General features: G+C 65.3%; 29 protein-coding genes, 1 tRNA gene and 1 other RNA gene. 19 read left to right on the forward strand and 12 right to left on the reverse strand.

Annotation, left to right across the window (positions count from 1 at the left end; translation table 11 throughout):
- The first annotated feature begins 89 nt into the window (after positions 1–89).
- From L1965_RS00520 to L1965_RS00535, 4 genes are all read left to right on the forward strand, one after another.
- On the forward strand, positions 90–1,724 hold the full coding sequence (locus tag L1965_RS00520) for an NAD(P)H-hydrate dehydratase (protein ID WP_235754456.1): 1,635 nt from the start codon (positions 90–92) through the stop codon (positions 1,722–1,724).
- 47 nt (positions 1,725–1,771) lie between these two features.
- A tRNA-Leu gene (locus L1965_RS00525) sits at positions 1,772–1,855 on the forward strand.
- Between the two features lie 328 nt (positions 1,856–2,183).
- Complete coding sequence (locus L1965_RS00530; RefSeq protein WP_235754457.1) at positions 2,184–2,738, forward strand: biotin transporter BioY; 555 nt, start codon at positions 2,184–2,186, stop codon at positions 2,736–2,738.
- A gap of 240 nt (positions 2,739–2,978) precedes the next feature.
- Positions 2,979–3,422, forward strand: a complete 444-nt coding sequence (locus tag L1965_RS00535) for a PaaI family thioesterase (protein WP_235754458.1) — start codon at positions 2,979–2,981, stop codon at positions 3,420–3,422.
- A gap of 60 nt (positions 3,423–3,482) precedes the next feature.
- On the opposite strand, the gene L1965_RS00540 is transcribed toward L1965_RS00535, so the two are convergent.
- On the reverse strand, positions 3,483–4,007 hold the full coding sequence (locus L1965_RS00540; RefSeq protein WP_235754459.1) for a MarR family winged helix-turn-helix transcriptional regulator: 525 nt from the start codon (positions 4,005–4,007) through the stop codon (positions 3,483–3,485).
- Between the two features lie 223 nt (positions 4,008–4,230).
- Between L1965_RS00540 and ectA the strand changes: the two genes are divergently transcribed.
- Genes ectA through L1965_RS00560 form a run of 4 tightly spaced genes read left to right on the forward strand, consistent with a single transcriptional unit; the run spans position 4,231 to position 7,965 of the window.
- Entirely contained in the window at positions 4,231–4,779 is a 549-nt protein-coding gene (gene ectA / locus L1965_RS00545) for a diaminobutyrate acetyltransferase (RefSeq protein ID WP_439332030.1), read from the forward strand.
- Positions 4,780–4,834: 55 nt separating this feature from the next.
- A complete protein-coding gene (gene ectB, locus L1965_RS00550; protein ID WP_235754461.1) occupies positions 4,835–6,124 on the forward strand; it encodes a diaminobutyrate--2-oxoglutarate transaminase in 1,290 nt (429 codons plus the stop codon).
- Between the two features lie 5 nt (positions 6,125–6,129).
- On the forward strand, positions 6,130–6,522 hold the full coding sequence (locus L1965_RS00555) for an ectoine synthase (protein ID WP_235754462.1): 393 nt from the start codon (positions 6,130–6,132) through the stop codon (positions 6,520–6,522).
- A 3-nt stretch (positions 6,523–6,525) separates the two neighbouring features.
- Positions 6,526–7,965 (forward strand): aspartate kinase, encoded by a 1,440-nt coding sequence (locus L1965_RS00560; RefSeq protein ID WP_235754463.1) that lies wholly within the window; start codon positions 6,526–6,528, stop codon positions 7,963–7,965.
- 49 nt (positions 7,966–8,014) lie between these two features.
- On the opposite strand, the gene L1965_RS00565 is transcribed toward L1965_RS00560, so the two are convergent.
- Together L1965_RS00565 and L1965_RS00570 are read right to left on the reverse strand one after the other, a co-directional pair.
- Positions 8,015–8,704 carry a fumarylacetoacetate hydrolase family protein gene (locus L1965_RS00565; protein WP_235754464.1) on the reverse strand — a complete coding sequence of 230 codons (690 nt, stop codon included), beginning with the start codon at positions 8,702–8,704 and terminating at the stop codon, positions 8,015–8,017.
- Complete coding sequence (locus L1965_RS00570) at positions 8,701–9,114, reverse strand: VOC family protein (RefSeq protein WP_235754465.1); 414 nt, start codon at positions 9,112–9,114, stop codon at positions 8,701–8,703. The genes L1965_RS00565 and L1965_RS00570 overlap by 4 nt, the downstream gene beginning before the upstream one ends.
- Before the next feature lie 112 nt (positions 9,115–9,226).
- Between L1965_RS00570 and L1965_RS00575 the strand changes: the two genes are divergently transcribed.
- The 10 genes from L1965_RS00575 (at position 9,227) to L1965_RS00620 (ending at position 15,387) form a co-directional block, all read left to right on the forward strand.
- Entirely contained in the window at positions 9,227–9,682 is a 456-nt protein-coding gene (locus L1965_RS00575) for a DsrE family protein (protein ID WP_235754466.1), read from the forward strand.
- Positions 9,683–9,685: 3 nt separating this feature from the next.
- Positions 9,686–10,040, forward strand: a transfer-messenger RNA (tmRNA) gene (ssrA, locus tag L1965_RS00580).
- Between the two features lie 130 nt (positions 10,041–10,170).
- Positions 10,171–10,647 carry an SspB family protein gene (locus L1965_RS00585; protein WP_235754467.1) on the forward strand — a complete coding sequence of 159 codons (477 nt, stop codon included), beginning with the start codon at positions 10,171–10,173 and terminating at the stop codon, positions 10,645–10,647.
- Between the two features lie 58 nt (positions 10,648–10,705).
- The gene (locus L1965_RS00590) at positions 10,706–11,605 is read left to right on the forward strand and encodes a dihydrodipicolinate synthase family protein (protein WP_235754468.1); all 900 of its coding nucleotides are present in this window, start codon (positions 10,706–10,708) and stop codon (positions 11,603–11,605) included.
- 79 nt (positions 11,606–11,684) lie between these two features.
- Entirely contained in the window at positions 11,685–13,079 is a 1,395-nt protein-coding gene (gene fumC, locus L1965_RS00595) for a class II fumarate hydratase (protein WP_235754469.1), read from the forward strand.
- Positions 13,076–13,459 (forward strand): VOC family protein, encoded by a 384-nt coding sequence (locus L1965_RS00600; protein WP_235754470.1) that lies wholly within the window; start codon positions 13,076–13,078, stop codon positions 13,457–13,459. Before fumC ends, L1965_RS00600 begins: the two co-directional genes overlap by 4 nt.
- The gene (locus tag L1965_RS00605; protein WP_235754471.1) at positions 13,456–13,635 is read left to right on the forward strand and encodes a DUF4169 family protein; all 180 of its coding nucleotides are present in this window, start codon (positions 13,456–13,458) and stop codon (positions 13,633–13,635) included. Before L1965_RS00600 ends, L1965_RS00605 begins: the two co-directional genes overlap by 4 nt.
- Before the next feature lie 22 nt (positions 13,636–13,657).
- The gene (locus tag L1965_RS00610) at positions 13,658–13,882 is read left to right on the forward strand and encodes a ribbon-helix-helix domain-containing protein (RefSeq protein WP_235754472.1); all 225 of its coding nucleotides are present in this window, start codon (positions 13,658–13,660) and stop codon (positions 13,880–13,882) included.
- Between the two features lie 138 nt (positions 13,883–14,020).
- The gene (locus tag L1965_RS00615) at positions 14,021–14,512 is read left to right on the forward strand and encodes an acyl-CoA thioesterase (RefSeq protein ID WP_235754473.1); all 492 of its coding nucleotides are present in this window, start codon (positions 14,021–14,023) and stop codon (positions 14,510–14,512) included.
- Positions 14,509–15,387, forward strand: coding sequence for a CHAD domain-containing protein (locus tag L1965_RS00620; RefSeq protein WP_235754474.1), 879 nt, complete (start codon positions 14,509–14,511; stop codon positions 15,385–15,387). Before L1965_RS00615 ends, L1965_RS00620 begins: the two co-directional genes overlap by 4 nt.
- Here L1965_RS00620 and L1965_RS00625 read toward each other — a convergent pair.
- The 4 genes from L1965_RS00625 to L1965_RS00640 all read right to left on the reverse strand — a co-directional run bounded on the left by L1965_RS00625 (position 15,384) and on the right by L1965_RS00640 (position 18,754).
- Entirely contained in the window at positions 15,384–17,009 is a 1,626-nt protein-coding gene (locus L1965_RS00625; protein WP_235754475.1) for a long-chain fatty acid--CoA ligase, read from the reverse strand. The two genes, L1965_RS00620 and L1965_RS00625, sit on opposite strands and share 4 nt — an antisense overlap.
- A 72-nt stretch (positions 17,010–17,081) precedes the next feature.
- Positions 17,082–17,474, reverse strand: a complete 393-nt coding sequence (locus L1965_RS00630) for a PaaI family thioesterase (protein ID WP_235754476.1) — start codon at positions 17,472–17,474, stop codon at positions 17,082–17,084.
- A gap of 24 nt (positions 17,475–17,498) precedes the next feature.
- Positions 17,499–17,891, reverse strand: a complete 393-nt coding sequence (locus L1965_RS00635; protein ID WP_235754477.1) for a cupin — start codon at positions 17,889–17,891, stop codon at positions 17,499–17,501.
- Positions 17,888–18,754, reverse strand: a complete 867-nt coding sequence (locus L1965_RS00640; RefSeq protein WP_235754478.1) for an NAD(P)-dependent oxidoreductase — start codon at positions 18,752–18,754, stop codon at positions 17,888–17,890. Before L1965_RS00640 ends, L1965_RS00635 begins: the two co-directional genes overlap by 4 nt.
- Positions 18,755–18,934: 180 nt before the next feature.
- Here L1965_RS00640 and L1965_RS00645 point away from each other — a divergent pair, with 180 nt between their 5' ends.
- Complete coding sequence (locus L1965_RS00645; RefSeq protein WP_235754479.1) at positions 18,935–21,352, forward strand: penicillin acylase family protein; 2,418 nt, start codon at positions 18,935–18,937, stop codon at positions 21,350–21,352.
- Positions 21,353–21,562: 210 nt separating this feature from the next.
- Here the strand turns inward: L1965_RS00645 and L1965_RS00650 are convergent, their stop codons facing one another.
- The 5 genes from L1965_RS00650 to queA all read right to left on the reverse strand — a co-directional run bounded on the left by L1965_RS00650 (position 21,563) and on the right by queA (position 26,691).
- Positions 21,563–21,883: a hypothetical protein gene (locus tag L1965_RS00650; protein WP_235754480.1), complete on the reverse strand. Its 321-nt coding sequence runs from the start codon at positions 21,881–21,883 to the stop codon at positions 21,563–21,565.
- 48 nt (positions 21,884–21,931) lie between these two features.
- Positions 21,932–22,756, reverse strand: a complete 825-nt coding sequence (locus L1965_RS00655) for a hypothetical protein (RefSeq protein WP_235754481.1) — start codon at positions 22,754–22,756, stop codon at positions 21,932–21,934.
- Between the two features lie 64 nt (positions 22,757–22,820).
- Positions 22,821–24,212, reverse strand: coding sequence for a dihydrolipoyl dehydrogenase (gene lpdA, locus L1965_RS00660; RefSeq protein ID WP_235754482.1), 1,392 nt, complete (start codon positions 24,210–24,212; stop codon positions 22,821–22,823).
- Between the two features lie 79 nt (positions 24,213–24,291).
- Positions 24,292–25,554: an MFS transporter gene (locus tag L1965_RS00665; protein WP_235754483.1), complete on the reverse strand. Its 1,263-nt coding sequence runs from the start codon at positions 25,552–25,554 to the stop codon at positions 24,292–24,294.
- A gap of 90 nt (positions 25,555–25,644) precedes the next feature.
- Positions 25,645–26,691: a tRNA preQ1(34) S-adenosylmethionine ribosyltransferase-isomerase QueA gene (gene queA, locus L1965_RS00670; protein WP_235754484.1), complete on the reverse strand. Its 1,047-nt coding sequence runs from the start codon at positions 26,689–26,691 to the stop codon at positions 25,645–25,647.
- Between the last annotated feature and the right edge of the window lie 139 nt (positions 26,692–26,830).

The following is a 26,830-nucleotide window of genomic DNA, read 5'->3' on the forward strand; positions in this document are numbered from 1 at the left end:
AAGCACGCGGCGGATCGGGCAACCAGCCCCGCCTGCTGCAGGATTATGCACAAGTTTCGCCCATGTTGACCAATAATCAGGCATAACTCATGTTCAACGGCACGGAAATTCTGACGACCGCCCAAATGCGCGCCATCGAATCCGCCGCGATGGACAGCCCAGAGGTGACAGGATTGCAACTGATGGAGCGCGCGGGCGCCGCCGTCGCCGACCAGATTCGGCTGCACTGGCCCCGTCCGGGACGCGCGACCGTGCTGTGCGGACCGGGCAACAATGGCGGCGACGGCTACGTGATCGCGTGGCATCTGCAGCGGGCGCGCTGGCAGGTCCGCGTTCTGGGCATGCAGAACACGCCCGGCCCGGACGCGGCCGAAATGAAGCGGCGCTGGCGCGAGGCCGGACCGATCCTTCCGCTGACCGAGGCCGAGCTGCGGCGCGATGAAAGCGATCTCTATGTCGATGCGATCTTCGGCACCGGGCTGACGCGCCCGGTCGAGGGCGAAATCGCTGCGATCCTGCGCCATCTGGGCGGTCATGGCGGCGACGGCGCGTTCTATCGGGCAAGGCTTGTCGCGGTCGACTGCCCCAGCGGCTTGTGCATGGACAGCGGCGCCGTTCTCGGTCAACCGCGCCAGCCCGGCCGGCCCGACCTGCGCGCCGCCCTGACCGTTTCCTTCGACAGCCCCAAACCGGGCCACCTTCTGGAACGTGGCCCCGATTGCTGTGGCGCGCTGGTGATCGCCGATATCGGATTGCAGGCCTGGCGCATCCGGCAACCTGCCCCGCGCCGCGGACTGCGCCCCGCAAGCCTGACCGCGATCTGGCCCCGGTTCGACATCGACGATCCCCGCCATCCGGTGGGCGAGAATGGCCGGCGCGCCGGCTGGCTGGTCAAGAGGGACGGCGCGGGCAGCCACAAATTCGCCCACGGCCACGCGCTGACCGTGGCCGGCGGGCTTGGCCAAGGCGGCGCGGCGCGGTTGGCGGCGCGGGCGGCACTGCGGATCGGGGCGGGGCTGGTCACGATCGGCCCGCCGAAATCCGCGCTGATCGAGCATCTGGGGCCGCCCGACGCGCTGATGCGGCGTGGCGTGGACGACGGCGCCAGCTTGAACGGACTGTTGCAGGACAGGCGGATCACCGGGCTTTGCCTTGGCCCCGGCTGCGGCATCGATCGCGCAGAAGCGTTGTTGCCGGCACTGCTGGCCTCGGGGCGGGCCTGTGTGCTGGATGCCGATGCTCTGACGGCCCTGGCGGCGCGTGGCACCGAGGGGCTTCATGACCGCTGCGTCCTGACCCCCCATGCCGGCGAATTCGCCCGGCTGTTTCCCGACCTGGCAAGGCGGCTGGACGCGGACCCAGACCGCGGCCCGGCCTTTTCGAGGGTCGATGCCGTTCGCGACGCTGCCGCGCGCAGCGGCGCGGTCGTCCTGCTGAAGGGGCCAGACACGGTGATCGCGGAACCGCCGCGCGACGACCCCGACCTGCCGGGCCGGGCCGTCGTCCACTCCGCATTCGACATCCCGTGGCTTGCGACCGCGGGCGCGGGCGACGTGCTGGCCGGGATCATCACCGGGCTTCTGGCCCGGGGCCTGCCGCCGCTGGAGGCGGCCAGCCTTGGCGTGCTGCTGCATGCCGGCGCCGCGCGCCGTTTTGGCCCGGGCCTGATCGCAGACGATCTGCCCGACCAGATGCCGGACGTCCTTGGCGATATGGAATGCTAAGAATTCCCTCGCGCCCCTGACACGGCTTTGCTAGAAGCGCGTCCGTTGCGGGTGTGGCGGAATTGGTAGACGCACCAGATTTAGGTTCTGGCGCCTTTGGCGTGGGGGTTCGAGTCCCTTCACCCGCACCACCCCGAAAATGAACCGGCCGGCGCGACCTACGCTCCGGCGGCCCGCCGAGACGGTGACGGGTGGAATCGGCCGCGAACACGCAGCCAGGCGCCGATCCACGCAGAGAGCACCGACCCGTCGCCCTTCAGGCCGGATGCGGGCGCCAGCACCGTCATCGGTCAAGCCCGTTGTCATCGGGGTTCCGGGCCTGACGGCACAGGACCGGCGCCCGCGACGCGGTCGCGCCGCAAGCGGTGCCCACACAGACCCGCGAAGAAGGGCATTGTTGAAGCCGCGTCATGCTGGTCATATCACACCTGATTCGAGATCCGCCGGAAAGGACAGCTTATGCAGCATATCAATCGCCTGACGCTTGCCGTCAGCCCCGTCCGCGCCATCGGTCTGACGCTGGCCGCGGCGGCGCTGATCACCCTGAGCGCCAAGACGCAGGTGCCCTTCTGGCCGGTGCCGATGACGCTGCAGACAATGGCCGTGCTGCTGATCGCGACCGTGCTGGGCCCCCGGGTGGGCGCGGCCGCGATGCTGACCTATCTGGCCGCGGGCATGGCCGGCATGCCGGTCTTCGCCGGCTCGCCCGAGCGCGGCATCGGGCTTGCCTATCTGGCTGGGCCGACCGGCGGCTTTCTGGTCGGGATGCTGCTGGCGATGATCGTGACCGGCTGGCTCGCGCAGGGTCGCGACATGCCGGGGCGCGTGCTGGCGATGCTGGCCGGCCTCGCCGCCATCTATCTGCCGGGCCTTGCATGGTTGTCGGGTTTCGTGCCCGGCGACAAGCTGCTTGCGGCGGGTTTCGCCCCGTTCATCCTTGGCGACCTGTTCAAGATCGCCATTGCCGCCCTGCTGATCGAGGGCGGTCTGCGCTTGCGCGCCGCGCGGCGCTGACCGTCGCCCGCGTCAGGCCCTGACCCGCGCGGGCCGGCCACCGGCCCGCGCCTTGCACAAAGCCGCGGGCGGGCATCATCGATCGCCCCGTGCTGCCGATCGGATCGCGACGTCCGGGCCCGCTGTTCGGCAGACATGGCTTCCGGTGATTTCCGTGACCTTGCGTCATGGCAACGGCTCCGGGCTTTCGCGGAGCCGACCCCGAGGCCAGACTGGGCGCGGATGCAGGGAGGTCACGCGATGCCGATCGGATCAGAACTGGATGAGGCAGTCCTGCGGCGGGTCCGGGACAGCTTCGACCGTCAGGGACTGATGGCGCATCTGGGCGCATCCGTGTCCGAAATTCGCAGAGGCCTGGTCACGCTGACCCTGCCCTTTCGTCCTGAACTGACCCAGCAGCACGGCTATTTTCATGCGGGCGGCACGTCGGCGATCGCGGATTCGGCGGGCGGATATGCCGGTTTCACGCTGTTCCCCGATGAAAGTTCGGTCCTGACGGTCGAATTCAAGCTGAACCTGATCAACCCCGCCAGAGGAGACCGGCTGGAGGCCACCGGCAGGGTGATCAAGCCGGGCCGGACGCTGACGATCTGCCAGCTGGATGTCTGGGCTGTCCACGGAGAAGTCCGCAGCCATTGCGCCACCGGCCTGCAGACGCTGATGCGCGTCGCAGGCACCGTGTGACGCCAGCTTGACCGCTGGATCAGGCACCCGGCCACGCGGATCCAGAGTGAGGCTCGGCCTTCAGGGCGCCCCGGCCGTTCTGGCGCGTGGGCGAACGATGCGGATATCACCGGCGGCGAGAACCGGCGAGGCGTCGATCTCGCCCGCGTTCAGCAATGCGGCCACGCGTTCGAGAGTGGCGATCATCATCGCCTGCTCCCAGTCGGCCATCGCACCGAAGCCCTGCACGAATTGTTGTTGCAGCGCATTCGGGGCGTTGTTCATCGCCCTCGCCCCGGCCTGGGTCACGACCACATCGGTCTGGCGCCGGTCGGACGCGGAACGGTGACGCGCTGCATAGCCACGCTTGACCAGCTGATCCACCAACGCCGTCACCGTCGCCTGGCTGACCCCCATCTGTTGCGCCAAAGCTGTCGGCGTGGCGCCATTGCGGTCCCGTGCTGCCAGCAATTGCAGCACGCGCAGCTTGGCGGGCGTCAAGCCGACCGATTGAGCCAGATCGCGCTCATATTGCTCGGTCGCGCGCAGAATGCGTCGCAGCGCGATCAGCGCGTCATCGATACGGTCAGGGTCGGGTCCGGTCATCGCCAGATCATGCCCGCGGGCGCGAACGAGCGCAATCCGGGGTGCTTCTCATGCAAATATTTTGCTTGACTAAGTGATTTAAGCCACTCAGCGACGAAAAAACCTGCCAAAACCCCATTATTCATAGCCATTTAGCTGTTTTCAGACAAAAATCCGGGATTCTGTTGCAACATCAGCGCGTCCTTATTACTTAGTAACGCGAAGCAAATGAGGATCAGATCGCATGCCCAAGGACATGTCTGACATTGAGACCCCGCGTCCGCGGACGGTGACCCTGCGCACCCCCGAAAGCACCGATGGCAGCGCCATCTGGGAGCTGGTGCGCGAATGCAAGCCACTGGACGAGAACTCCATGTATTGCAACCTGGTGCAGGCAGAGCATTTCAGCGAAACCTGTGTCGTTGCCGAAATGGACGGCGATATCGTGGGCTGGGTTTCCGGTCACATGATTCCCAACGAGGATGCGCTGTTTGTCTGGCAGGTTGCCGTCAGCCCCAAGGCCCGTGGTCTTGGGCTGGGCAGCAAGATGCTGGAACATCTGATCGGACGTGAAGCCTGCGCGGAAGCTTCGCAGTTGAACACCACGATAACCAAGGACAACGAGGCCTCCTGGGCGCTGTTCCGCAGCTTCGCGGACCGTGTTGGCGGAGATCTGTCGGACGAGGCGCATTACAAGCGCGAGACGCATTTCGACGGCATGCACGCGACCGAACACAAGGTCACGATCACGCTGCCCGAAGAAGACTCGCCCGACAGCGCCGACGCCGTCTGAATCTGATTCTCATGAACAGAAATTCTGAAACGCACATGGTGCGGAAGGACTTTTCATGCCGAAAGACATGCCTGCTATGACGACCGACATCTTCTCCCGACGCGAAAGCGAAGCCCGCTCGTATTGCCGCAGCATCCCTGCGGTCTTCAGCAGCGCTCGGGGTTCCATCATGACCAGCGAGGACGGTCGCGACTATATCGACTTCCTCGCCGGATGCTCATCGCTGAACTACGGTCACAACGATCCGGACATGAAGGCGGCGCTGATCGAACACATCTCGGCCGACGGGATCGCGCACGGGCTGGACCTGCACACCACGACCAAGGCCAGGTTCCTTGAAGCCTTCGAGCGTCACATCCTCGCCCCGCGCGGAATGGACCATCGCGTGATGTTCACCGGCCCGACCGGAGCGAACGCCGTCGAGGCGGCGATGAAGATCGCGCGCAAATCGACCGGCCGCACCAACATCATCGCCTTCACCAACGGCTTTCACGGCGTGACCATGGGCGCCCTTGCGGCGACCGGGAACAGCTATCACCGCGGCGGCGCCGGCATGGATACGCAGGGTATCACCCGCATGCCCTATGACGGATTTGCCGAAGGCGTCGACGGCGCCGCGCTGCTGGATCAGATGCTGTCCGATGCCTCGGGCGGGATCGACGCCCCGGCAGCCATCATGCTGGAGACGATCCAGGGCGAAGGCGGGCTGAATGCCGCCTCGGGCGAATTCGTGCGCAAGATCGCCGAGATTGCCAAGAAGCATGGCGCGCTGCTGATCATCGACGACATTCAGGCCGGCTGCGGCCGTGCCGGCACGTTCTTCTCGTTCGAGGAGATGGGCGTGGTGCCCGATCTGGTGCCGATGGCGAAATCGATCGCGGGCTTCGGGCTGCCGCTTGCGCTGGTTCTGGTGCGCCCCGAACATGACGTCTTCGGGCCTGCCGAACATAACGGCACGTTCCGGGGCAACACCCATGCCTTCGTGACCGCGCGCGTCGCGATCGAGAAATTCTGGGCTGACGATTCGTTCAAGACCGAACTGGCCGAAAAGGCCAAGCTGATCGAATCGCGTCTGGGCGAACTGGTGACGATGATCCCCGGCGCCTATCTGAAGGGTCGCGGCCTGATGCGCGGCGTCGATGTCGGCTCGGGTGAACTGGCCGGAAAGATCTGCGCCCGCGCCTACGAGAAGGGTCTCATCATCGAGACCTCGGGCAGCGAGGATCAGGTGGTCAAGGTGCTTGCAGCGCTGACGACGCCGGTGGAAATCTTCCAGAAGGGATTCGACATCCTGATGGAATCCGCCCGCGAGATCCTTGAAACGACCCATATTGCTGCGGAGTGACCGATATGATTGTTCGTGATTTCAACGAGCTCAAGGACACCGATCGCTCGGTGTCGGATGCCCAATGGAATTCGGTGCGCATGCTGCTGGCCGACGATGGAATGGGCTTTTCGTTCCACATCACCACGCTGAAGGCCGGCTCGGAGCACAGCTTCCACTACAAGCATCATTTCGAGAGCGTGTACTGCATGTCGGGGCGCGGCTCGATCACCGACCTGGCGACCGGCCAGACGCATGAGATCAAGCCCGGCGTGATGTATGCGCTGAACCTGCATGACAAGCACACCTTGCGGGCCGACGAAGAGCTGGTGATGGCCTGCTGCTTCAACCCGCCCGTGACCGGAAACGAAGTGCACCGCGAGGACGGCTCTTACGCCCCGGCGCAGGAAACGGCCTGAGCCATGTCGGACACACCGAAGCATCATACGGTCGAGAAAATCGGCGGCACGTCGATGTCTCGGGTGCACGAGTTGCGTGAAACCCTGCTGATCGGCGGCCGCACGGGTGCCGATCTGTACAACCGCATCATCGTGGTCTCGGCCTTCGGCGGCATCACAGACCTGCTGCTTGAACACAAGAAATCCGGCGAGGCGGGCGTCTACGCGGCGTTTGCAAGCGCCGAGGGTGATCACGGATGGCACGAGGCGCTGGACCGCGCCGAGACCGCGATGGTCAAGGCGCACGAAGCCGTGCTGGATCATGCCGGCGATATCGAGCGTGCGACAGCCTTTGTCAGCGATCGGGTGCTGGGCGCGCGCAACTGCCTGATCGATCTGCAACGCCTGTGCTCCTACGGGCATTTCCGTCTGGCCGAGCACATGTTGCAGATACGCGAATTGCTGTCAGGCCTGGGCGAGGCGCATTCGGCCTTTGTCACCTCGCTGATGCTGCAACGCGCCGGCGTCAACGCCCGCTTCGTCGATCTTTCGGGTTGGCGCGACGAGGGCGATGTCAGCCTGGACGAGCGGATCGAAGGCGCCATGAAGGACGTCGATCCGGCGGCCGAAATGCCGATCGTGACCGGTTACGCGCAATGCGCCGAAGGCTTGATGCGTGAATTCGACCGCGGTTATTCCGAGGTGACGTTCTCGCGGCTGGCGGCGCTGACCGGGGCACGCGAAGCGATCATCCACAAGGAATTCCACCTCAGTTCGGCCGATCCCAAGCTTGTCGGTGCGGATGCCGTCCGCAAGCTGGGGCGCACGAATTACGATGTGGCGGACCAGTTGTCCAACCTTGGGATGGAGGCCATCCACCCGAAAGCCGCCAAGACCCTGCGCCAATCCGGTGTGCCGCTGCGCGTGACCAACGCCTTCGAGCCGGACGATCCCGGCACGCTGATCGACGACCAGCCCGCCGAAAGCCCGGCGGTCGAGATCGTCACGGGGCTGGACCTGTTCGCGCTGGAGGTGTTCGAGCAGGACATGGTCGGCGTCAAGGGCTACGACGCGACAATCATCGCGATCCTGACGCGCCACGACGTGCGAATCGTATCCAAGGTGTCGAACGCGAACACGATCACCCATTACGTCGACAGCAGCCTGAAGGTGCTGCGGCGGGTCGAAAAGGACCTGATGGCGAAATACCCGTCGGCCGTGGTGACGTCGCGCGCGATATCGATGGTGGCGGCGGTCGGTCGCGATCTGAATACCCTCTCGGTTCTCAGCCGTGGCCTGAACGCTCTGGCCGATAACGGGCTTGAGGCGATCGGAGCCACCCAGGGGCCTCGACAGGTGGATGTGCAGTTCATCGTCGAGCGCGAGGTGATGAAACCCGCGATCAAGGCGCTGCACGCGGCACTCATCGAATCGGATCAGTCGGCCATCGACAAGGCGGCCTGAACACCACGCCCCCGGGAACGCAACGAAAAGCCCCGACAACGGGGCTTTTTCACGTGACCCGCACCGCCAGCGCGGAAAGGCCCTCGATCTCGACCCGGATCGTCTCGCCGCGCGCCACGGCACCGACGCCGGACGGTGTGCCCGTATAGATCAGATCACCGGGTGCAAGTGCCACCAGTCGCGACAGATGGGCGATCACCTCGGGCACCGACCAGATCATCTGCGCGAGATCACCCTGCTGGCGCAGGTCACCATCGACCTCCAGACGGATGGCGCCGCGCGTCGGCACGCCGGTTTGGGCGACCGGGTTCAGCGCGCCGCAGGCTGCCGATCCGTCGAAACCCTTGGCCATGTCCCACGGTCGGCCAAGCCGCTTGGCTTCGGCCTGCAGGTCGCGGCGGGTGAAATCGACGCCGGCGGCGCAGCCCCAGACATGCGACAGGGCTTCGCCGGGCGCGATGCCGGTGCCTCCCTGCCCGATGGCAATGACCATTTCCGCCTCGAAATGCAGGTCCGCGGTCAGCGGAGGGTAGGCCAGTTCGGCGCCGTCGGTCAGCAGCGCATCGGTGGGCTTGGAGAAGAAGAAGGGCGGTTCCCGGTCGGGGTCGTGGCCCATTTCGCGGGCATGCTCGGCGTAATTGCGACCGACGCAGAAGATTCGCCGGACGGCAAAACGCGCCTGGTTTCCCGCGACCGGCACCGAAGGCTGCGCAGGCGGTGGCAGGACATATCCGCTCATGATGCGAACAGCCCGTCGAAATCACGGAACCCCTTGATCTCGATCGGATTGCCTGACGGATCGAAAAAGAACATCGTCCGCTGCTCGCCGGGCTGGCCCTCGAAACGGATGACCGGCGGGATGTCGAACGCGACGCCCCTGGCGCGCAACCGCTCGGCCAGCGCAAGCCAGCCATCCAGGGGCAGCACGACGCCCAGATGCGGCATCATCACCCTATGGTCGCCGACCTTGCCCGTGCGGCTGGTCGCGAAAGGACGTCCGAGATGCAGCGACAGCTGGTGCCCGAAGAAGTCGAAATCGACCCAGGTCTCGGCCGAACGTCCTTCGGCGCATCCCAGCACATCGCCGTAAAAGCGCCGCGCCGCGTCCAGATCGGTGACATGGATGGCAAGGTGAAACAACGATCGCATGACGTCCTCCTGCCGGTCCGGTTAACGGCTCGATGTCCGGCCCGCCAGCGAAAAGCTTGATTCAGGCGCCGCGATCTGCGGAGATGCGAGCGTGGAACAGGGAGGAACAGGAATGCGCGTGATCAGAAAGATTGCCCTTGCGGCCGCTGCGATATGGGCCATTGCGGGCCCGCCGGCCGCCGCCCAGAGCGGATACGAACCGCAAAAGGTCGTCTATCACATCAACGAAAGCGGCGGCGAAGACGGCAGCGGCTACAAGGGCGCGCTCAACAACATGCGCAACCACATCAACGCGGTCGGCAAGACCAATCTGGAGCTGCGGGTCGTCATGCATGGCAACGGCCTTGAGCTGGTGGCGAAGGCGACGGACAATCAGCAATTGCAAGGCCTGATCGCCGGGCTCAAGAACGACGGTGTGCGCTTTCAGGTCTGCAACAACACGCTGACGTCGCGGGACATAGACCCGGATGCGGATCTGTTCGATGTCTGGCCCGAGGATATCGTGCCTTCCGGCGTCGCCGAGCTTGCCAAGCTGCAGACTGAGGGTTTTGTCTATCTCAAGCCGTGACCACGGCTTGCAGCGTGACGACCCGGACCCTATATTGGTCTTGTCCGGTGCAAGCCGGACTATGGACATAAACGCGCTCGTAATACGCGGATCGGACCCGGGGGCGGTACCCGGCGGCTCCACCAGATCACCCTCGTTGGGGGACCATGGGGCCGAAACAGGATCGACGAACGTCTAAAGGGGTTTGCTTTGTCCCGGTGAGCTACCACCGTCATCGGTGCAAATTGTACAGTTGCCAACGACAACCGTGCTCCGGTCGCTCTGGCTGCGTAAGCAGCTCGGGTAACCGAAACCTAACTCCTTGCGCTTAGCGGCGTAAGGCGGGGCCCGCAGGAGCCTGGCAACAGAATCCTGCACTTTCCCCTCTCCTTACCTTACGGCAGCGACCCGGCGCCCTGCGTCGCAGATTCGGCCCTTTTGCCGCAGGCCGCCCCTTTTCATCGCCCCGCATATGCCTATGCTGGCCTTCAGCAGGCAGGGGTGACAGCATGGCGCGGTCCGGAATCGATTATGGCGGAATGATGCATCGCGCGATGCAGGGACTCATCGCGAACGTGCTTCAGGGCGTGGCCCGCGACGGACTGCCGGGCGACCATCATTTCTTCATCACCTTCGATACGCGCGACGAGGGCGTCGAGATGGCCGACTGGCTGCGCGAGCGCTACCCCGAAGAGATGACCATCGTCATCCAGAGCTGGTTCGAAAACCTGTCGATCGACGACGAGGGCTTCACCATCACGCTGAATTTCGGCAATTCTCCGGAACCTCTCCGGATCCCCTTCGACGCGCTTCGCACATTCGTCGATCCCTCGGTCGAGTTCGGCCTGCGATTCGAAACGCAGGACAGCGACGACGAGGACGAGGGCGAGATCCAGGTCGAGGATGAGGGCAACGGCGACGACAGCCCCGAGGGCGCGGCGCCGGGCAAGGGCGAGGTCGTGCAACTCGACCGCTGGCGCAAATAGCGCCGCCGCGCAGAAACGGGCCGAAGCGGCCGGCTCGGCCAGCCGACAGGACGCCGGCATGACAGTCTTTCACGGCATATCCGCCTTTCCGATCACCCCGACCAGTCCCCAGGGGCAGGTCCGGCAAGCGGCGCTGGAGGGCCTGCTGGACAGGCTCGTCCGGTCCGGGGTGGATGCGATCGGGGTGTTGGGCAGCACTGGCGGCTATGCCTATCTGACCCTCGCCGAGCGGCAACGCGTCCTGGAACTCGCGGTGGCGCGGACGCGGGGCAAGGTGGCGCTGATGTGCGGCGTGGGTGCGCTGCGCACGGATGATGCCATCCTGCTGGCCCGGCACGCGGCAGGCGCGGGCGCGGACGGGCTGTTGCTGGCCCCGGTCAGCTATACCCCGCTGACCGAGGACGAGGTCTTCGCGCATTTCGCCGCTGTGGCCGAGGCCACGCCGGTGCCGCTGTGCATCTACAACAACCCCTCGACCACGCATTTCACGGTCTCGCAGTCGTTGCTGGCGCGACTGGCCACGCTGCCGACGGTCTGCGCGGTCAAGATGCCCCTGCCCGCCGATGATGACCCCGCGGCCGAGATCGCCCGGCTGCGGGCCGCCCTGCCCGCCGGTTTCGTGATCGGCTACAGCGGCGACTGGGGCGCGATGGCATCGCTGCTGGCCGGTGCCGACAGCTTCTTCAGCGTCGCGGCCGGGTTGCTGCCCGACCCGTTCCTGCGTCTTGGCCGCGCGGCGATCGCGGGCGACGCGGACGGGTCCGCAAGGCTGAACGCCGATTTCGCACCTCTGTGGGACCTTTTTCGCGAATTCGGCAGCCTGCGCGTGATCTACGCCGCAGCCCGGCTGATGCGGCTCACGGATGCGCTGCCGCCCAGACCCCTGCTTGCGCTGCCCGAGTCCTATCAGCCCCGCGTCAGGCTGGCACTGGAGGCGCTTGGGGTATCTCCGGATTGATCGCATACCGTCGCATACGAATTGCAAATTCAGGTCGCGAGAGATAAACGTCCCACAAAACCGTGAGGGAACCACCGCCATGACCACCACCCGCACCGAAACCGACAGCTTTGGCCCGTTGGAGGTTGACGCCAGCAAATACTGGGGCGCCCAGACCCAGCGTTCGATCATGAATTTTCCGATCGGCTGGGAACGCCAGCCGGTCGCGATCATCCGCGCGCTGGGGGCCATCAAGCTGGCGGCGGCCCGCATCAACATGGCCGAAGGCGATCTTGACGAAAAGATCGGCCGCGCCATGGAGCAGGCAGCGATCGAGGTGTTCGAGGGCAGGTTCGACGACAATTTTCCGCTGGTCGTGTGGCAGACCGGGTCCGGAACACAGTCCAACATGAATGCAAACGAGGTCATCAGCAACCGCGCGATCGAGATCTTGGGAGGGCAGCTCGGCAGCAAGGACCCGGTTCATCCGAACGACCATGTGAACATGGGCCAGTCCTCGAACGACACGTTTCCGACCGCGATGCATGTCGGCATCGGGATGATGGCGCGCGACGTGCTGATCCCCGGCCTGCAGAAGCTGCATGATGCGCTGGCCGCCAAGGCCGACGAATTCAAGGACATCATCAAGATCGGCCGCACCCATACCCAGGACGCCACGCCGCTGACGCTGGGGCAGGAATTCGGCGGCTATGCCCATCAGGTCAAGATGGGAATCGAGCGGGTCAATCTGTGCCTGCCGCAGATCTACGAACTGGCGCAGGGCGGCACCGCCGTCGGCACCGGGCTGAACACGAAAAAGGGCTGGGACACCGCGATCGCAGCCGAAATCGCCAATATCACCGGCCTGCCCTTCGTCACCGCCCCCAACAAGTTCGAGGCGCTGGCCGCGCATGACGCCATGGTGTTCTTCTCGGGCGCACTGAAGACCGTCGCCGCCTCGCTGTTCAAGATCGCCAACGACATGCGGCTGCTGGGGTCCGGCCCGCGCTCGGGCCTGGGTGAGTTGATCCTGCCCGAGAACGAGCCGGGCAGTTCGATCATGCCCGGCAAGGTCAACCCGACGCAGGCCGAGGCCCTGACCATGGTCTGCGCGCATGTCATGGGCAACGACGCCGCCGTCGGATTCGCCGGCTCGCAGGGTCATTTCGAACTGAATGTCTACAACCCGATGATGTCCTACAACGTCATCCAGTCGATGCAGCTTCTGGGTGACGCGGCCTCCAGCTTTACCGACAACATGGTCGTCGGCACCAGGGCGAATATCGAGCGGATCGAAAAGCTGATGAAGGAATCGCTGATGCTGGTGACGGCTCTGGCGCCGACAATCGGCTATGACAACGCCACCAAAGTTGCCAAGACCGCGCACAAGAACGGCACCACACTGCGCGAGGAGGCGATTGCCCTCGGCTTCGTGGATGGCGACACATTTGACCGGATCGTCCGCCCCGAGGAGATGATCGGCCCACGGGATTGATCGCGACGATCCCGCATTTCATCTTGCCGGGCGCGGTTGCCGATGCCGTCGCGCTCTGGTCCCGGGCCTTTCCCGACATGACCGTCGAGCCGTCGGACGACGGCGATCCGCCAGCGTGTCTGCGGGTGATCGTGGCTGGCCAACCGGTCATCCTCTGCGACGGCCCGCCGGTCCAGCCTGTCGGGTTCGATCCCTCCGACTCGTTGCTGATCTCGTGCGAACGGGCGTCCGACGTGGACCGGATCGCAAGGATCCTGGCACGCGACGGGCTGGTTTTCATGCCGCCGGGCGACTATCCTTTCGCACGGCGCTATACTTGGTTCGCCGACCGGTTCGGCGTCAACTGGCAGGTCATGCTGTCGACAGGGAAAGAACCATGACCAGGATCATCAATCTGCGGCAGGCCCGCAAGCAGCGACAGCGTGCCGACAAGCGCGCCGAGGCCGACAGCAACGCCGCGAGATTCGGCGAGCCCAGGATGGCCCGCGAGGCCCGCGAGGCCGAATCCGAACGCGCCGACCGCACGCATCAGTCCCATCGGCGCGATGACCGCTGACCTGCCGCTGATGACGCCGCCGATGAAGCGGTCTGTCACGATCGACGGGCACCGCACCTCTGTCTCGCTCGAGGACCCGTTCTGGTCTGCCCTGGGCCAGGCCGCGCGTGCCCGGCATGTGACGCGCGCGGTCCTGATCGGCAAGATCGACCATGCCCGCCCGCCCGAGGTCGGCCTTGCCACCGCCATCCGGCTTTTCGTGCTGGCCGATCTGCAGAAGGCCGCGCGCAGCGGGCAGATCGGCTGAGCCGGCATCGGATCGCGTGAACGACGGCGCCCACGACGCGGCCGACCGTGGCGGGCCTGCGGGACCTGGCAGCGGTGCGGCGGGGCTTTTCCGGCCTGGGTCGTGCGCCTAGACTGCGCGTGAATGATGGAGGGACCGATGAACGAACGAAAGCCGCCGGGAACACGCGCGGATTATGCCGTGTTCCAGCCCATGCAGACCCGCTGGAACGACAACGACCAGTTCGGCCACCTCTACAACGCCACCTATACCGAGTTGTTCGACGAGGCGATGAACATGACGCTGCTGGAAAGGGGGTTTCTGGACCATCGCGGCGGTGGCTCCATCCAGGTCGTCGTCGAAAACGGCTGCCTCTACTTCCGCGAGGTCGCGCACCCCGACAGGCTGGAGATCGGCTTGCGGCTGACGGGTCTGGGCCGCACGTCGTTCCGCCTGGAGATGGGCATGTTCCGCCAGGGCGACGCGACCGAATCCGCACGGGCGCATTTCGCCCTCGTGAACGTGGACCATGCCACGCGGCGACCCTTGCCCCTGTCCGACGCGCAACGAAGCGCCTTGCAGGATCTGGGACCCGGCCTGCTGGCCGAGCAAGGCGGCTTGGCGCCTTCCACAACACGAGGTGACGGATGAGCACGAAGCCCGCCGCGAAGACCATGGCCAAGGCCGCCGGGTTGGACCCGCGCACCAGCGGGCTTGATGCGTTTCGCCGATTGCTGCGCGAAGGCGCGGCCGTCCATGACGCACGCAGCACCGCGATCCTGACCTCGGACGATCCGGAGCATGTCCACCAGGCCCGGGTCGCGGTGCGGCGCATGCGGTCGCTGGTGCGGGGTTTCTCTGACATGCTGACCCGCAAGACCACCGAACGCCTGACCGCGATGCTGGTGGACAGGTTTCGGCTGCTGGGTCCGTTGCGCGACGCCGATGTGCGCGCGCTGGCGCTGGCTGGCACCGAGGACGAGAACAGGGCGTCATCCGAAGCCGCCGCCCGGCGAGAGACGCTTCGCGGACAGCTGACCGCCGGCAAGCCGCTTTCACTGCGGATCGAGATCGAGGCGCTGCTGCATGACCCCTCCTGCGCCGTGCGCGGGCCGCGCAGGCAACGTCTGGCGGCGGCGCCCGTCGGCGTGCCGGCGTCGCGCGCCTTGCAGACCGCCTGGACCGAACTTCTGGCATTCGGTCCCGACCTTCACGCGCTGTCGCCGGGCGAACGGCATGATTTCCGAAAGCGGGCCAAGGATCTGCGCTACCTGTCCGAGTTCTTCGCGCCGCTGTTCGACCATGACCCGAAAAAGATGCTGAAGCGCATTTCGAAGATTCAGGATGCGCTTGGCGTCGTGAACGACATCGACAACATGCGCGCAGCGCAGGCAACGCAGAACGCCACCGGTCTGCCGCCGGACGCCGACAGCATCGAGAAAAAGCAGCTGAAGACCGCGCAAAAAGCCTGGTCTCGGCTTCGCGACGCGAACCCCTGGTGGTGCAGGCCGCCCTGGCGCGGCTAGTCTTCGGCCGGTTCGGGCGGGACGTGATTCTTGAAGCGCTGGCGCAGGGTCCGCTTGCTGATCTTGCCGGTCGCGGTCATCGGCATCTCGTCGACGAAGACCAGATCGTCCGGAAACTGCCATCTCGCCAGATGCGGGGCAAGGATCTCGCAGATCTCGTCCAGCGTGGGCCTGTCGTCCGGCGTTGCGGGCGTCACGACCATCAGCGGCCGCTCTCCCCATTTGGGATGAGGCATGGCGATCACCGCGCATTGCGCGACCTTGTCATGGGCGAGGGCGAAATTCTCGACATCGATCGAACTGATCCACTCGCCACCCGACTTGATCAGGTCCTTGGCCCGGTCGCGCAGGGTCAGATAGCCGTCGGGGCTGATCGAGGCGATGTCGCCGGTCATGAACCACCCCTCGTCGTCGATCACCTTCCGACTGGCTTCCTCGTTGTCGAAATACCCGTCGGCGATGGTGTTTCCGCGCACGTAAAGCCCTCCCATGGCGGTCCCGTCATGCGGCTGGCGCTGGCCGTTCTCGTCCACGATCTTCATCTCGACGCCGAACACACGCCTTCCCTGCGTGGCCTTCAGCGCCATGCGTTCGGCAAACGGCAACCTGCGCTTGTCAGTGGGCAGCGATCCGTGGCTGCCAAGCGGCGAGGTCTCGGTCATCCCCCAGGCGTGGTTGACGTCGATGCCCAGCTTCTCGAATCCCTCGGTCAGGCTGCGCGGCATGGCGCTGCCGCCGACGACGATGTGACGCAGAGCGCCGGGCTTGGCGTCACGCTTTCTGATTTCGGTATAAAGACCCTGCCAGATGGTCGGCACGCCCCATGCGCTTTCGACGCCTTCGTCCTCGCAAAGCTGCCACAGGCTTTCGCCGTCCAGATGCGGTCCCGGCATGATCAGGCTGGCCCCCATCAGCGGGCCGGCAAAGGGCAGGCCCCATGCGTTCACATGGAACAGCGGCACCACCGGCAGGATGCGCGGCTGAGGTCCCAGATCGGGGCCGAGGCAGACCGCGATGCTCATCGCGTGCAGCACGTTCGAGCGATGCGAATAAAGCGTGCCCTTGGGGTCGCCGGTGGTCCCCGAGGTATAGCACAGCCCCGAGGCCGTGGTTTCGGGGAATTGCGGCCAGTCGCGATCCGTGGCACGCCCGTCCAGCAGGTCTTCATAGCACAGCGCGTCGAGGCCGTTTTCGGGCATATGCGCCCTGTCGGTCATCAGGACATACCGCATCGCCGGCAGATGCGCCTTCAGCGTCTCGACCGCCGGCAGGAAGGTCAGGTCCAGAAAGAGAGCCTTGTCGCCGGCATGATGGGCGATGAAGATCAGCTGTTCCGCCGACAGGCGCGGGTTGATCGTATGGCAGACCGCACCGATGTTCGGGACCGCGTAATACAGTTCCAGGTGCCGGTGGCCGTTCCACGCCAGGGTCGCCACCCGGTCTTCCGGGCCGATGCCCATCTCCTCCAGCGCCAGGGACAGCTGCACCGCACGCGCACGGGTCTGGCCATAGCTCTGACGATGGGTGTCGCCCTCGACCCGGCGCGACACGATCTGCGCCGAGGCGAAGCTGTCGGCAGCATAGTCCAGCAGCCCGGCTTGCAGCAGCGGGCGATTCATCATCAAGCCATCCATCACGTTCGCTCCTCTGTCGGTGCGGTCCGGATTGCGGGTCTGTCCGCACCGGATCAAGCATCACGTGCCCTCGCGCGCACTGACATGGGTCGAGGTCAGGTCCAGCAACAGCGCCCCATCGTCATCCGTCACCTGTGTGCGGACGGTCGAGATCCGCCGCCCGCGCCTGAGCCATCTGGACCGGGCCAGCAAACGACCCTGCTGGCGGTTGGTCAGAAGCTGGGCCGAAAGGTTCACGGCAACCGGGAAGCTGTCCATCCCCTCGGTGATCGGCTCGCCACCCAGCACCAGATTGGTGGCGACAACATCCGCGAACCAGACCAGAGCCCCGGCATGGACCTTGCCGAACGGGTTCAGCATGGCGGACGTCACCTGCATCTCGCCCTCGGCCTCGTTTTCGCTGACGGCTGTTATGTCAAGTTCGATCTGCCCGGTCAGTGTCCGATTGGACATCGAGAAACTCCCCCGAATTGCCTGTCAGGTCTCTGCGCCCGTCACCGGGTCGCGGGCCCATTTCGAAATCGGACAAGGTTCACCCTCACCCCTGTTCATGTCGGGCGAGCCCCCGCCCGGATAGGCCCCGACGACCCGAAAATCATCCGAGCCCTCCCGTCGCTTGTGGGCCAGTCCCGCCGGTATCACGACGACGTCCCCAGCCTCGATCCGGTGGGTCTCACCCCGCTCGCCACCCAGCTGGATGTCGGCCCAGCCAGCGTAGCAGCCCAAGACCTCATGGGTGGTCCTGTGATAGTGATGCCAGTCGAAAACGCCGTTGCGCCATGTTCCCGTCCAGCCATTCGCGGCGAACCGGTCCTCGAACCATTCCGGAACGAGATCGGCGGAGACCGCACGGTGCAGGACCGGCCTCACCGCGTCAGCCGCGCGATCAGGGACGAGGTGTCCCACCGCCCGCCGCCCATGGTCTGGACTTCCTTGTAGAACTGATCGACCAGCGCGGTGACCGGCAGCGGCGCGCCGACCTCGTCGGCGGCGGCAAGGCAGATGGCCAGATCCTTGCGCATCCAGTTCACGGCGAAGCCATGCTCGAACTGGCCCGCCGCCATGGTCTTGTGGCGGTTGACCATCTGCCAGCTGCCGGCGGCACCCTGACTGATCACCTCGACGACCTTCTCGACGTCCAGCCCGGCCTTCTGCGCGAAGGCCAGCGATTCCGAAAGTCCCTGAACAAGTCCCGCGATGGCGATCTGGTTGCACATCTTGGTCATCTGCCCGGCGCCAACGCCGCCCATCAGGCGGCATATCTTGGCATAGGCGTCGATGACCGGCGCGGCGCGATCGAAATCGGCCTGATCGCCGCCGCACATCACCGACAGCGCTCCCGCCTCGGCGCCGGCCTGCCCGCCCGAGATCGGGGCATCGACATAGCCGATGCCGGCCGCGCGCGCCGTCGCGGCCAGTTCGCGCGTGACGGCGGCCGAGACCGTGGTGTGGTCGACGAAGACCGCCGCCTCTGCCATGCCGGCAAAGGCACCGTCCTCACCCAGGCAGACCTGCCTCAGATCGTCGTCGTTGCCGACGCAGGCGAGGACGAATTCCGCACCCTCGGACGCCGCCCGCGGCGTCGGGGCATGCGCACCGGCATGCTGGTCCGCCCAGGACCTGGCCTTCGATCCGGTGCGGTTGTAGACGGTCACCTCATGTCCCGCCGCCCGCAGATGGCCGGCCATCGGAAAGCCCATCACCCCAAGTCCCAGAAACGCCAGCTTCGCCATCTCTATTCCCTTACTGTTGCCGCGCCCCGACAGTCGCGACGGTTCGTTGCCGGACCTGTGCGCACGCGTTGATCTGGCAGCCCGGCTGTCCTATGCAGCATCCCAACACCCAAGCGCGCCATGGTCAAGCTCCATGCGCCCCCTCAAGACCCGGCGCCAGCCCATGGACGATATGCTCTCATGCTGACCCTGTTTCGCTGGCTGCTGCGGCTGACCACCGCCCTGATCGTCCTGCTTGTTCTGGCGGCGGTGCTGGTCTGGTATTTCGCCGTCCGTTCGATCCCCGACTACGGCGCCACCTATCAGGTCGAGGGGTTGTCCGCGCCGGTCGAGATCGTGCGCTCGACCGAGAACGTGCCGCATATCTTCGGGCAGAGCGACGCCGACATGTTCTTCGCGCTTGGCGTCGCCCACGCTCAGGACCGGCTGTTCCAGATGACGATGCTGCGCCGGGCCGCGCAGGGCCGGCTGGCCGAAATCATGGGCGCGCGCGCCTTCGCCAGCGACGATCTGGCCCGACGGCTGGAGCTTTACCGCAATGCCTCGGCCTCGCTCGAGGCGCAGGATACCGACACCCGTGCCGCGCTGACCGCCTATGCCAGCGGCGTCAACCAGTGGATCGCCGAGGTGAACGAGAACGCGCTTGGTCGCGGCGCGCCGGAATTCTTCCTGTTTTCCGGACAGATCTCGTATTGGCAACCCGCCGATTCGCTGGCCATCCTCAAGCTGATGGCCGCCGCGACAAGCCATGCCGCCTCCGAGGAGGTCCTGCGCGCACGCCTGTCGCTGATCTGGCCCGAACACGGCATCGACCTGCTGGGCACGGTTCCGGGTGGGGGCGCCCTGCCCGCCTATGCCGAACTGTTTCCCGGCGCGAGGCTGGGGGCGCCGACAAGCCGGCTCGACCCCGCCGCGGCGCGCGATCCGATGCGCTTCCTGGTTCCCGGAAGCGGGCTTGGCGGAAACGGTTTCGGGGCTGCGGCCGACCGCACCGCGGCGGGCGGGGCGCTTCTGGCGAATGATCCGCATGTCATGCTGACGGCGCCCTCGCTTTATTATCTCGCCCGGTTGCAGCTGTCCTCGGGCGGGGTCATCGGTGCCACCATTCCGGGCGTCCCGGCGATCCTGTCGGGCCGCAACCCGCGCCTGGCCTGGGGCACGGTGCCTGCCCCTCTGGACGACGCCGACATCGCGATCGAAGAGATCCAGCCCGGAAACTCGGACCGCTACCGAGGCCGCAATGGCTGGACTGTCTTCCAGACCCGGCGCGAGGTGATCCGGATCCTGGACGGCGCGGATCGCGCAATCACGCTGCGCCGGACCGAGAACGGTCCGCTTGTTCCCGGGCTTGACCCCGGGCTTGTGGAAATCACCCCGCCCGGCCATGTCGCAGCGCTGCGCTGGACCGGAATGTCCGATCGCGACAGCACCCTGTCGGCGCTGATCGGGCTGATGCGGGCACCCGATACCGACAGCGCGGCCGCCGCGCTGGCCAAGCTTGTCGCCCCGGCCATGACCGTGACCCTGGCCGACGCCGACGGCGTGCGCCAGCTGACAGCGGGCAGCAGCCCGCAGCGCGCCCCCGACAACCCGACCCGAGGCGCCATGCCGACGCCCGGCTGGCTGGACACGGCGCGCTGGTCAGGCGCGCCCATCAAGGTCGAGGACGAGGCGCCCCGCGACGGCATCCTGATCACCACCGAAGAGGCCGGGACGGGTGGCTTGCGCCGCAGCCGCCTGAACCGGCTGTTGCAGGATCGCGAGGTGCACTCGCGCGAAAGCTTCATCGCCGCGCAATCGGACAGCGTCAGCCCGGCCGCGCGCGCCCTGCTGCCGCTGGTCGGCGCGGATCTGTGGTTCACCGAGGAACCCGCGGCCCCCGGCACGGCCGAGCGCCAACGTCAGGATGCGCTTGGTTTGCTGGCCGAATGGGACGGTGGCATGAACGAGCATCTGCCCGAGCCGCTGATCTATGCGGCGTGGATGCGGGCGTTGCAGGACCGGCTGATCCGGGACGAGCTGGGGCCGCTGGCCGACGACATCACGGCGCTGCAACCGCACTTCATCGACGCGGTGTTCCGCAACACCGGCGGGGCTGCGCGGTGGTGCGACATCGTGCAGAGCGCGCCGGTCGAGGACTGCACCACCATCGCCCGCCAGTCGCTGGACCGGGCCATTCTGGAGCTGACCGAGCGCTATGGCCCGAATGTCACAAGCTGGCGCTGGGGAGACGCGCACCAGGCGCGGCACCTGCATCCGGGGTTGGGCGACCTGCCGGCGCTGGGCTGGATCGTCAACCTGACCCAGTCGCTTTCGGGCGGGGATTTCACCATTGCGCTCAGTGGCTTGCTGGGCGGTGGCGGCAATCCCCACGAGGCCGCCACGGGGGCGGGCTATCGCGGCGTCTATGACCTTGCGGACCCGGACAGTTCGGTCTTCATCACCTCGACCGGGCAATCGGGGCATCCGTTCTCGCGCCATTACGACGATCTGGCGGGGCTTTGGCGGCGGGGCGAATATATCGGCATGTCGCTGGACCCCGACCTGGCCCGCGCCGCCGCACTTGGCGTCACGCGACTGCTGCCTGCCGAGGACTAGCGCGCGCAACACCCGGCGCAACATTGCGTGCGTTGCGTGAGGCCACGGCCGCGGGACCGTGCGAGTTCCGGCCTGCAAATGCTGGGATTTCGGGGGCACAGGGCGTGCACCGCGCGTGCACAGCCTGTGCACAGGGTGTACACCGCTTGCGAACGGTGGGTGTTGCTTGGGTGGGAGGAGATGTGAGATCTACTCCGCTACTGCAAATTCTTATGCCGCGCCGCTTCTCGCAAACCAGATCACGACTTGGCATAGCTGAGCGATCGCTAAAGAGCCTGCGGCCAATGCGCCCCAAAGTGCGCCCCGACCGTTCAACTTCGACTGTAACATCAGAGTATCAATTGCCTCTATTGCTTCGCCGTCCGCCCCGTGAGTTATGATCGCTGCATCAAACCAACCGTCCGGGCTTGGTCTGTCTTTAGGAATTACCTTCGCCCGAGAAGCGTTCAGCCAGAAATAGGCAGCTAGAACTCCAAACATAGCTGCGGCGGCGTTCGCTATTAGTGAAACTGACAAAAGAAAATGCGCCATTTCTATAAGCTCCCGGCAACAGATGAAGGTACTTCAATCAACCACTACTTACCACGCCTGCCACTCGCGCCCCTCGGAAAGCGCGATCGTTTTTTCGTTGATGGGAAGACCGCCAGATTCGAAATCTTCCGCAAGTTTCTCCAGCAATTTTAAATCCTCTTCATCAAAAATAACGTCCACATCAAAGTTTTCCTTCAGTTCTGATTGAACCGATTTTCCCCAGCAGAGAACATGCCGTGCCACGTTCTTTCCTTGCAACGCCATTTCAAAAAGATTCCCTGGGTCCTCTGAAATTTTTGCTAAGTTCGCGGCACTTCGCGCACGTGCATCACCCTGCGTTGCCGGCATTTTTTCAGACGAACTTTGAACGCGCAGTTCTCCGATCGCATCTGAAATTTTCCCTCTAACGCCACCATATCTTCTTACCACTATGTCAAAAAGAAATATCGATTCCAGTCTTCGCTTGAGGCCAGAGAAATCTATTTCTTGCCCAAGCTCGGTGTGCCGTTCCACCAGCTCATTGTAAACCCTCCAATGATCTGCCCAGCCATCTCCGCCGCCCCCGTAGCGCCCTCGGAGAACTTTGTTTAGCATTAACTCGCGTGTGTATACACTAACTACTGACTTTAGTCTTTGTATTAGGTCTTCTGCTTCTTTTTGTTTTTGTTCCCAGAGCTCTGCCTCGAATCCCCATCCCTTAATTTTCTTAAATCGCGTTAAATCGGAGTAGAAGAAGCTCAAAAATGCCATCGCGAAGGTCGCTACGGCACCTTTCAAATTAGAGGTTATGAAAAAGTGAAAAGTGAACGCCAAAAAAGCGAGCCCAACTAGGAAGAAGAGCGCTCTCGGTATGTTCTCTTTCATGAACTTCATATTAACCTCATACAAAAACCGGTCCCTCTCGAGACCGGTCCTCCATGCCTCGCGCTCCGCCCCCTCAAAAATGGATCGCGCGCCCATAGGCGTCCAGCACCGACTCGTGCATCATCTCGGACAGGGTCGGGTGCGGGAAGACGGTGTTCATCAGGTCCTGCTCGGTGGTTTCAAGCTGGCGGCCGATGACATAGCCCTGGATCAGTTCGGTCACCTCGGCGCCGACCATGTGGGCGCCCAGCAACTCGCCGGTCTTGGCGTCGAAGATGGTCTTGATCATGCCCTCGGGCTCGCCCAGGGCGATGGCCTTGCCGTTGCCGATGAAGGGGAACTTGCCGACCTTGACCTGGTAGCCCTCTTCCCTGGCCTTCGCCTCGGTCAGGCCGACGGACGCGACCTGCGGGTGGCAATAGGTGCAGCCGGCGATCGAGGACGGCTTGACCGGGTGCGGATGGCCGCCATTGATGAGTTCGGCGATCATCACGCCCTCGTGGCTGGCCTTGTGCGCCAGCCAGGGCGCGCCCGCGACGTCGCCGATGGCATAGAGCCCCTCGACCCCGGTGCGGCAGTATTCGTCGGTGACGACATGGCTGCGGTCGATCTTGACGCCCGCTTCCTCGAGGCCCAGCCCCTCGACATTGCCGACGATGCCCACGGCCGAGATCACGGTGTCGAAGTCCATCGTCTGGGTCTTGCCGCCCGACTCGATATGGGCGGTGACGGTGCTGCCCTTGCGGTCGAGTTTCTTGACCGAGGCCTTTTCCAGGATCTTCATGCCCTGCTTGACGAAGGCTTTCTTGGCGAAGGCCGAGATCTCGGCGTCCTCGACCGGCAGCACGCGGTCCATCACCTCGACCACCGTGGTGTCGGCGCCGAGCGTGTTGAAGAAGCTGGCGAACTCGATGCCGATCGCGCCCGAGCCGATGACCAGCAGCTTTTTCGGCATATGCGGGGGTTTCAGCGCGTGCCGGTAGTTCCAGACCAGCTTGCCGTCGGGTTCCAGCCCCGGCAGTTCGCGGGCCCGCGCGCCGGTGGCGATGACGATGTTCTTCGCCGTCAGTTCCTCGCTGCCCTTGTCGGTCTTGACGGTGACCTTGCCCTTTCCGGCCAGCTTTGCCTCGCCCATGATCGTGGTGACCTTGTTCTTCTTGAACAGGTGCCCGATGCCGCCCGAAAGCTGCTTGGCGACGCCGCGCGAGCGGTCCACGACCTTGTCGAGGTCATAGCCGATCTTGTCGGCCGACAGACCGAAATCCTTGGCCCGCTCCATCAGGTGGAAGACCTCGGCCGAGCGCAGCATCGCCTTGGTCGGGATGCAGCCCCAGTTGAGGCAGATGCCGCCCAGATTCTCACGCTCGATACAGGCCACTTTCAGGCCCAGCTGCGCCCCCCGGATCGCGGCGACGTAACCGCCGGGTCCGGCGCCAATCACCACCATGTCGAAATTCTGGGCCATCGCGTCCCCCGCTTGCTGAAGATAGTTCAGCGTTAAACGATTTGGCTGGGGTCAGCAAGCAGGGGCCGGCGGGCGCGGATCAGCCCTGCGCGGCCGGCGGATTGGCGTCGCCGGAGGTCTGTGCCTCGTCCAGCGCGGCCTCGACCGCAAGCCCGGTCGCGCTGGGGTTGATGACCGCGTAGTTGCCCTGTTCGGCCGCGGGAAGCGCCGAGCGGCGGGTCATCCGCCAGCCGGCATAGGCGCTGAGCGCGGCCAGCAGCACACCCATATAGACCCAGAACCCGTCCGGCCCGATCAGTCCCATCAGCCAGCCGGTGATCAGGGGCCCGGCCATCGAGCCCAGACCGTTGATGAACAGCAGGCCCGCCGAGGCGGCGGCCATGTCGGACTGGTCGAGATAGTCGTTCGTATAGGCCAGCAGCAGGCCATAGACCGGGTTGGCAACGCCGCCGATCATGGCGCCGGCGACGGTCAGCCACAGGATGCCCGGCTGCAGCGCCACGGTTGCCACCACCACCAGAACCCCGAAGATCGACAGACCCAGCACCAGCTTGCGGCGGTCCATGCGGTCCGACAGCCAGCCGATCGGGAATTGCAGCATCAGCCCGCCCACATACATCGCCGCGACGAACATCGAGATGTCGCGCACCGAAAGCCCCTTGGCCGCCCCCCAGACCGAGGACATGCCGAACATCGCCGAGAACACGCCGCCCATCAGGAAGATCCCGATGCAGCCCAGGGGCGAAGCCCGGTAGAGCCGTCCGAACGACATCCGCTTGATGGTGGCGAAGGCCGGCGCAGGCTGCGCGGAGAGCAGGATCGGCGTGAAGGCCAGCGAGACCAGCACCGAGGGAATGATGAACAGCACGAAGCCGGCCGGATCGCCGGTATTCAGCAGCAACTGGGCCACGATGATGCCCAGCATCTGGACAATCATGTAGGCTGCCAGCGCACGGCCGCGGTTCTCGTTGGTGGCGCCCGCGTTCAGCCAGCTTTCGGCGGTGATGTAGACACCGCAGAACGCGAAGCCGATCATCAGCCGCAGGACCGACCAGATGATCCAGTCCGGCGCCGCCGCATAAAGGATCAGCGTGGCCGAGATCATCGACCCCAGCGCGGCAAACACGCGGACATGGCCGACGCTCTGGATCATCCGCGGCGCGATCAGGCTGCCCAGCATGAAGCCGGCGAAATAGGCCGACATCACCACCGACATGCGCGAGGTCGAGATGCCCTCGATTCCGCCCCGGATACCCAGCAGCGTTCCCTGCATGCCGTTGCCGACCATCAGCAACAGCACCCCCAGAAGCAGCGGCCAAGTGCTGCGCATCACCGAAGCCATTCCGAACCCCGTTCACGTCATCGTCGTCTGATTGGTCAGACAATCTGCCCTTAATCCGGCCAGCGGCCCGACGCCAGACGGAATCAGCCTTTACCGTAGCAGAAGAGACGCGTCGCCATAACTGAAGAAACGATACTTGCGATCAACCGCATGGGCATAGATTCGCTTGATATTTTCCTGTCCCATCAGCGCAGAGACCAGCATCAGAAGCGTCGATCTGGGCAGGTGGAAATTGGTCATCAGCCCGTCGGTCACCCGGAAGTGATAACCGGGATAGATGAAGATGTCGGTCGTGCCCGCGAAGGCCTGCACGAGGCCATCCCCGGCGGCGGCCGACTCGATCAGGCGCAGCGCGGTGGTGCCGACCGGAATCACCCGTCGCGCCTCGGCCTTGGCGGCGTTGATGCGCGCGGCGGCCTCGGGCGTGACCTCGCCCCATTCGGCATGCATCCGGTGCGTGGCGACGTCATCGACCTTGACCGGCAGGAACGTGCCGGCGCCGACATGCAGCGTGACATGCACGAATTCCACGCCGCGCTCGCGCAGCGCCGCCAGCAGATCGGTGTCGAAATGCAGGCTGGCGGTGGGCGCGGCGACGGCTCCCTGCCGGTTGGCCCAGACCGTCTGATAGTCCTCGAGGTCGTGGGCGTCGGGTGGCCGCAGGCTGGCGATATAGGGCGGCAGCGGCATCGCGCCGACCTGCCGCAGCGCCGCGTCGAACGCATCCCCCGTCGCGTCGAAGCGCAGGCGCAGGTCGCCGTCGCCGATCTCGGCCACCTCGGCCGACAGGGCGGTGCCGAAGCGGATCACCTCGCCCGGACGCAGCTTGCGCAGCGGCTTTGCCAGCGCCCGCCAGCCGTCGGAGGCGGGTTCCAGCAGCGTGACCTCGATCCTGGCGATAGCCTCGCCCTGCCCGGTCTGGCGGCTGCGCGTCCCGGTCAGCCGAGCGGGAATCACCTTCGTGTCGTTCAGCACCAGGAGGTCGCCCGGCCGCAGGATGGCGGGCAGATCCGACACGCGCCGGTCCTGCATGCGCGCTCCCTCGGCCAGCAACAGGCGTGCCGAACTGCGCGGCCGCGCGGGGCGGGTCGCGATCAGGGCCTCGGGCAGGTCGAAATCGAAATCGGACAGCTTCATGGCCGGGCTTCTGGCCAAGCCCGCGGCCGCCGTCAAGCGCGGCCGTGATGACCAGGTCAGCAGCACCCGGTCGAAAAGCCGACCGATGGCACGATGCGCGCCCGCCCCTGCCCGATTGGCAGCTCGCACCGGGGCGGGA

Origin of the sequence: Paracoccus salsus, assembly GCF_021556615.1 — a bacterium.
In the GTDB taxonomy this organism is placed as follows: domain Bacteria; phylum Pseudomonadota; class Alphaproteobacteria; order Rhodobacterales; family Rhodobacteraceae; genus Paracoccus; species Paracoccus salsus.